Source organism: Dietzia sp. SYD-A1 (assembly GCF_015356725.1).
Lineage (GTDB): Bacteria > Actinomycetota > Actinomycetes > Mycobacteriales > Mycobacteriaceae > Dietzia.
Genome location: NZ_JADDKI010000183.1, coordinates 1 through 6,148, shown reverse-complemented (window position 1 = coordinate 6,148; position 6,148 = coordinate 1). Strand labels below are relative to the sequence as shown.

The following is a 6,148-nucleotide window of genomic DNA, read 5'->3' as shown; positions in this document are numbered from 1 at the left end:
TCGGCGACCTCCAATAAGTTACGCAGACGTGAACCCAAACGCAAATCGCCAGGTCAACTGGCGGATAGCGGCGCCATCGGCTCGGTCAGCGGTGGACAGCGGCGCCATCGGCTCGGTCAGCGGTGGGTATCGACGCGCTCTATCCGGCCGCCCAGCGACCGCACCTTCTCGAGGAAGTCGGGGTAGCCACGGTCGATGTGGAACACCTCGCAGACCTCCGTCACGGCGTCTCCGCACATCCCCGCGAGGACCAGACCCGCACCGGCGCGGATGTCACTGGCCCACACGGTGGCGGAGTCGAGTCGTTCGCGACCCCGGATCTTGGCATGGTGACCGTCCGTCTCGGCATCCACTCCCATGCGCACCATCTCCTCGACGAAGCGGAAGCGTGCCTCGAAGAGGTTCTCGGTGATCACCGACGCGCCGTCCGCCACCGAGGCCAGCGCGATCGCCATCGGCTGGAGGTCGGTCGGGAAACCGGGGAACGGCAGGGTCCGTACATCCCGGGCCCGGGGGCGTCCCTCCTGCGTGACCCGCACCCAGTCCGATCCGGTCGAGACCTGTGCTCCCGCACCCCGGAGATTCTCCAGGACCACGTGGATGAACATGGGATCGATACCGGTGACGGTCACGTCTCCTCGTGTCATCACGGCTCCCATCGCCCAGGTGGCGGCGACGATCCGGTCCCCGATCACCCGGTGGCTGACCGGGCTCATCGACTCGACACCCTCGATGGTGATGGTGCTCGTCCCGGCCCCGCTGATCCGGGCGCCCATCTTCGACAGCAGGTCACAGATGTCGACGATCTCCGGTTCACGGGCCGCGTTGACCAGGGTCGAGGTCCCCCTCGCCAGGACCGCACCGAACAGGAACGTCTCCGTGGCGCCGACGGACGGGAACGCCAGGGTGTACCTGGCCCCCGTGAGTTCGGCCGCCTCGGCGAACAGTCGGCCGTGATCCATCCTCGTGGTGGCGCCCAACTTCTCGAGCGCCTCGCGGTGCCAGTTGAGCGGGCGATCCCCGATCGCGTCACCGCCCGGCATCGCCAGTTCGGCCCGGTGGTAGCGACCGACCAGAGGCCCCAGGATGCAGACGGACGCCCTGAGCCTCTGTGCGGCCCTGTCGTCGGAGACGTGCCCCAGGTCCGCCGGAGTGTCGATCACGACGGTGCCGCCCGAGATCTCGACGGCGCACCCGAGATGCCGCAGCACGTCCGCCATCGCGGGAACGTCGGAGATGTCCGGGCAGTTGGTCAGAGTGGTCCGGCCCTCGGCCATCAGCGCGACCGCCATCAACTTGAGCACGCTGTTCTTCGCGCCGGCGACAGAGACCTCGCCGGCCAGTCTGGTTCCGCCGGTGACGAGGAAGCTCTCCTCGCGGGACGTGGGGTTACCGCTCACGGGTCCACCTTAGGCGAGATGCGGGAGCAATCCGCGCAGCCCGGCGTCCGCGGCACGACGCGACGCCTCCGGCGGGACCACGCCACCGTGCAGCCGGGGCCGCGGGTCGGCGCGCGGGTAGGTTGGCGTCATGGCTGTGCATCTCACCAAGATCTATACCCGGACCGGCGACGACGGCACCACGGGGTTGTCCGATTTCTCCCGGGTGAGCAAGAACGACGCCCGACTCCACGCCTACGCGGAGTGCGATGAGGCCAACGCGGCCCTGGGGGTAGCGTTGACCTGCGGCGATCTGGAGAACCGAGTCGCACAGGTGCTCCGGGTCGTGCAGAACGACCTCTTCGACGCCGGGGCCGATCTCGCCACCCCGGTGGTCGAGGCCCCCAAGTACCCCCCGCTGAGGATCGAAGAGTCCTACATCGACCGACTGGAGGGGTGGATCGACGAGTTCAACGCGGACCTTCCCGACCTGACCTCGTTCATCCTTCCCGGTGGCACCCCCGGCGCGGCGTACCTGCACGTCGCCCGGACCGTGGTCAGGCGCGCCGAGCGAGCCGCCTGGGCGGCGACGGACGCCCATCCGGAGACCACATCCGTATTGCCGGCGCGGTACCTCAACCGGCTCTCGGACCTGCTGTTCGTGCTGGGGAGGGTGGCCAATCCGGACGGTGACGTCCTCTGGGTTCCCGGCGGCGAGCGGGGCTGACGGCGCCGGGTCCGGGAAGACGCCGGGTTCGACGAGCCGGACGGGCCCACCGACCGGCGATCAGGGCAGCACGCCCATCCTCCGCGCCGCGTTGACCGCCTCGAACCGGGTGTGCGCGTCAAGCTTGCGCATCACCGAGCGCAGGTAGCTCTTCACGGTCTCCGCGCCGATACCCATGTCGGCGGCCGTCTCGATGTTCGTCTTCCCCTGCGCGACGCAGGCGAGAACGTCCAGTTCGCGGCGGGACAGACGAGCGGTCGGCATCTCCGGCGGCGGGGAGACCATCTCGGCGCAGATCCGTTCGAGCTCGGCCCGTACGTCCGGATCCTCGGTCCGCGAGGCCAGCATCCTCAGTCGCGCGTGGGTATCGCGCATCCGCTCGTTGGACAGGACGTCATCCCAGCGCCCCTCCCCCGCGCCCGGCCCCATGGGGGCGGCGCCACGGGCCGCGAGTGCGTCGTTGACCGCGATCTCCTGCTCGAGCGCACGAGCGGTGGCCGCCATCTGGTTGAGGACCTTCTCGCCGAAACGGACCGAGGAGTGAACGCCGGCGTAGAGGACCGCTCTCACGTCCTTACCCACCACGACCGGGATGGCCGCCATCGAGCGCAGACCCTCGGACAGAACCGGGAGATCGTACTCGTGGGTGATCACCCCGGCACGCTGGTAGTCGGCCACCCCGACCGGCTTGCCGGTGGCCATGACCCGACCACCGACGCCGGCACCGTAGTGGACCGTCAGGTCCTTCATCGCCGAGGTTCGCATCCCGAGGGACTCGGACAGCACGAGGGTGTGGCCCTCGCCGACGACCCCACCGATGGTCACCGGGATCCCGGTGGCCTCCCGCAGGGCAGAGATCGCGCTACGCACGGATGCCAGATCGCGCCGGCGACGCTGCGCATCACTCGCAGCGTTCCCTGCTGCACCACGGCCGGCGCTCTCCTCGTCCATGAGGTCTCCTCCCACGTCCGTGGCATACCCCCACCGCGAGTAGGGGACGACCCCCCGCACGTGCCACACATCACCTTAGTCAGCGCCACTATACGCACGTGGCCGGGCTGATGCCGACCTCAGGCGGAGGCCACCGACCGACTACCCCGGGGGTACCGTCACCGTCTTCCCCACCGGGGTGCGCTCAGGGGGTGAAAGCTGGATCGAATGCCTCGGGATCCTCCGGATCCACCAGCATCGCGGCCGCCCCGGTGAGAGGCGCGGCACGCTGTTCGTCGTAGATCCACTCCTCGACGTCACTGGCGTCCGGGTCACCCACGAGATACGGGTGTAGGCCCAGATCGGCCTCCGCGTCGACCGCCTCCCCCGGTGACAGCACCGCGTCACCGAGGAACGCGCCCACCTCGTCGTCGTCGAGATCGACGCCGATCATCACCACCCCCTCGGCGCCCTGTCCGCCCGCTCGCAGCTCGAGCCTGCGCCCCACCAGGGCCACCTCATACCGTCGCAGACCGTCGACGGTGGACAGGGTCACCGTTCCCTTGGCGCGGTAGACGCCGGCCGGCGGCGAGGCGAGCGCGGCAAGGAACCGTCGGGGGTGCAGGGGTCCGGCCGGGGCCACGGTGAGAGCCCGGTAGCCGTCGTGGAGGTGCGAGTGGTCGCGGAGATGCGAGTGGTCGTGGGTCCCGCGCTGTCCCTCTGCGGGCTCCGGATCTCCTGCCGCCCCGGTGGCGACGGACCGATCCGGCTCCATCCCGAGCAGCAGACCCGTCGGCACGGCCGCCCGGACCGCGGGCAGGACGGCGACCCGAGGGGCGTGCCGGCGGATCGTCTCGCGGATCCGGTCGAAATGGCTGCGGTCCACGAGATCGCACTTGTTGACCACCACGAGATCCGCCTCCGCCAGATGCGCCGCCAACCTCGGGTGCCGCTCCATCGCATCGTCGAGTCCCTCGGCGTCGACCACCTGGACCATCCCCGCGTGCCGCACGACCTCGCGTGGTACCTCGTGGACCATCCGCGACAGGACCGCCGGTTCGGCCAGACCGCTGGCCTCGATCACCGCCAGGTCGAGCCCGTGATCGGGCCCGGCCAGCCGGGCCAGGGTGTCACCTAGTTCGCTCGCGTCGACCTCACAGCAGACGCACCCGTTGGCCAACGAGATCATGGAGTCCACACGCCCGGCGACCGAGGTGGCGTCGACGTCGATCTCGCCGAAGTCGTTGACGATAGCGGCGATCCGCAACTCCGGCGCTCCGGACAGCAGGTGGTTGAGAAGCGTGGTCTTGCCGGCACCGAGGTAGCCGGTGAGGACCACCACGGGCAGGGGATCGCCGGGGGCGCGGCGCGCATCCGGGCGCCCGTCGCCACCCCCGGCGAGGCGCCCGCGTGGGGGCTGATCCCTCAGCGCCGCCACTCGGGCTTCCGCTTCTCGGCGAACGCCGACATCCCCTCGGTCTGGTCCTCGGTGGCGAAGAGCGCGTAGAAGGCGTTCTGCTCCGCGAGCAGACCCTCCTCGAGGGTGGTCTCGAAGGACCGGTTGACGGCCTGCTTCGCCGCGATGGCGGTGGTCTTGCTCATCGAGGCGATCTTCGCGGCGACCTTCAGGGTCTCGTCCAGCAGTTCCGCGGCAGGGACCACGCGGGCGACCAGGCCTGAGCGTTCGGCCTCGTCGGCGTCCATCTGACGGCCGGTGAGGCACAGGTCCATGGCCTTGGCCTTACCCACCGCGCGCGTGAGCCGCTGCGAGCCGCCCATACCGGGGATCACGCCCAGGGTGATCTCCGGCTGGCCGAACTTCGCGTTGTCGCCCGCGATGATCATGTCGCACATCATGGCGAGCTCGCAGCCGCCGCCGAGGGCGAAGCCGGACACGGCCGCGATGATCGGTGTGCGGGCGGCGGTGAGCCGCTTCCAGTCGCCGAAGAACCGTTCGAGGTAGATCCCCGGGTAGCTCTTGTCCTTCATCTCCTTGATGTCCGCGCCGGCCGCGAAAGCCTTCTCCGAACCGGTGATGACGATGCAGCCGACGTCGGGGTCGGAGTCGAGACCCTCGACGGCCTCGACGACCTCCTTCTCCATGCCACTGCTCAGGGCGTTGAGCGCCTTGGGTCGGTTGAGCGTGATGACCGCCACGCGGTCGTTGCGCTCCACCAGGATGTTCTCGAACTGCTTCTCCGTCACGGACATCGCGTGCTCCAGTCTGCCTCAGGGGATACTTGGACTTCCTTGTAAAAGCTCCGGGTCCGATGCTAGCCGGTCATCTGGCGAGCGGTCCCCCGTTCCACAGCCCCGACCGTACGGTCTCGCCGTGCTCCACCGTCGCGGTCCTCGCCCCGGGCACCAACGGCTCGTACCTCACCAGCGAACCCCAGTCCCGTGACCAGTCGTGCTCCAGGTAGGTGGGGACGGTCTCGCCGGCCAGGAGCAGCTCGATGAACCCGAGGGGCCCGCCGCCGTCCCAGGCCTGCCAGGTGTTGGTCGAGCTCACCGCGAGGTCCCGATCCGGCAGCACCCGGTACTCGGGCAGCTCGTGGACGCCGGCGAATTCCTCGAACGGGCGCAGGCAGGGGACGTGGAACGCCACCGCCCAGTCCGGCAGCACCGGTCGCGAGTCCCCGACCAGCTCCTGCATGGTCACCAACTCGGGCATCCGGGGAGGTGTCACCGCGATCCACCGCGACGGATCCGGGTCGAGGTCGCGCACCACGAGCCGGATGGCCGTGGCGTCGGAGGGCAGCATGTCGACCGGGACCCGGAGGTTCCGCCAGGACGGCGCCGGGCCGATGTCGATGGGCAGGACGGACCCGGCCGACTCGAACTGCTCGGTGGCGGCCGGGGCACCGGCTGCCGGAGCGGTGGCGGGAGCAGGGTCGGTGGCGAACTCCACGCGGATCGCGTCCGGCGCGAACGAGCCGGCCGCGGCGATCGTGATGAGCGGGTGCTCGTCTTTCCTCTCGGGGAGCGGGTACCAGTCCGTCGTGGTCTCGGCGTTGAACTGCGGGCCGGTCTGGTAACTGCCGAGCACGGGCACGCGGGCGGGGTCGAGCCCGAAGGGCAGAGCGGCGTGACTGCCGTTGATGCCCTCGCC

The 6,148-nt window shown here is 69.8% G+C and carries 6 protein-coding genes; 1 reads left to right on the top strand and 5 read right to left on the bottom strand.

The genetic code is table 11. The features are described 5' to 3' along the window. Positions 1-116: 116 nt before the first annotated feature. On the bottom strand, positions 117-1,400 hold the full coding sequence (gene murA / locus IY392_RS08390; protein WP_194860960.1) for a UDP-N-acetylglucosamine 1-carboxyvinyltransferase: 1,284 nt from the start codon (positions 1,398-1,400) through the stop codon (positions 117-119). A gap of 130 nt (positions 1,401-1,530) precedes the next feature. Here murA and IY392_RS08385 point away from each other — a divergent pair, with 130 nt between their 5' ends. Then, positions 1,531-2,106, top strand: coding sequence for a cob(I)yrinic acid a,c-diamide adenosyltransferase (locus tag IY392_RS08385; RefSeq protein ID WP_182611950.1), 576 nt, complete (start codon positions 1,531-1,533; stop codon positions 2,104-2,106). A gap of 60 nt (positions 2,107-2,166) precedes the next feature. On the opposite strand, the gene IY392_RS08380 is transcribed toward IY392_RS08385, so the two are convergent. From IY392_RS08380 to IY392_RS08365, 4 genes are all read right to left on the bottom strand, one after another. Beyond that, positions 2,167-3,057 carry a LuxR C-terminal-related transcriptional regulator gene (locus IY392_RS08380; protein ID WP_107755814.1) on the bottom strand — a complete coding sequence of 297 codons (891 nt, stop codon included), beginning with the start codon at positions 3,055-3,057 and terminating at the stop codon, positions 2,167-2,169. A gap of 184 nt (positions 3,058-3,241) precedes the next feature. Continuing rightward, entirely contained in the window at positions 3,242-4,474 is a 1,233-nt protein-coding gene (locus IY392_RS08375; RefSeq protein ID WP_194860959.1) for a GTP-binding protein, read from the bottom strand. Next, complete coding sequence (locus IY392_RS08370) at positions 4,462-5,247, bottom strand: enoyl-CoA hydratase (RefSeq protein WP_107755812.1); 786 nt, start codon at positions 5,245-5,247, stop codon at positions 4,462-4,464. The genes IY392_RS08375 and IY392_RS08370 overlap by 13 nt, the downstream gene beginning before the upstream one ends. Before the next feature lie 70 nt (positions 5,248-5,317). Beyond that, positions 5,318-6,148, bottom strand: an 831-nt coding sequence (locus tag IY392_RS08365; RefSeq protein WP_194860958.1) for an arabinosyltransferase C-terminal domain-containing protein, incomplete at its 5' end; no start/stop codon positions are given.

Bases quoted from the DNA above. Each gene is read 5' to 3' on its own strand.
- IY392_RS08385 (WP_182611950.1), top strand. From the start codon at position 1,531: ATGGCTGTGCATCTCACCAAGATCTATACCCGGACCGGCGACGACGGC.
- IY392_RS08380 (WP_107755814.1), bottom strand. From the start codon at position 3,057: ATGGACGAGGAGAGCGCCGGCCGTGGTGCAGCAGGGAACGCTGCGAGT.
- IY392_RS08370 (WP_107755812.1), bottom strand. From the start codon at position 5,247: ATGTCCGTGACGGAGAAGCAGTTCGAGAACATCCTGGTGGAGCGCAAC.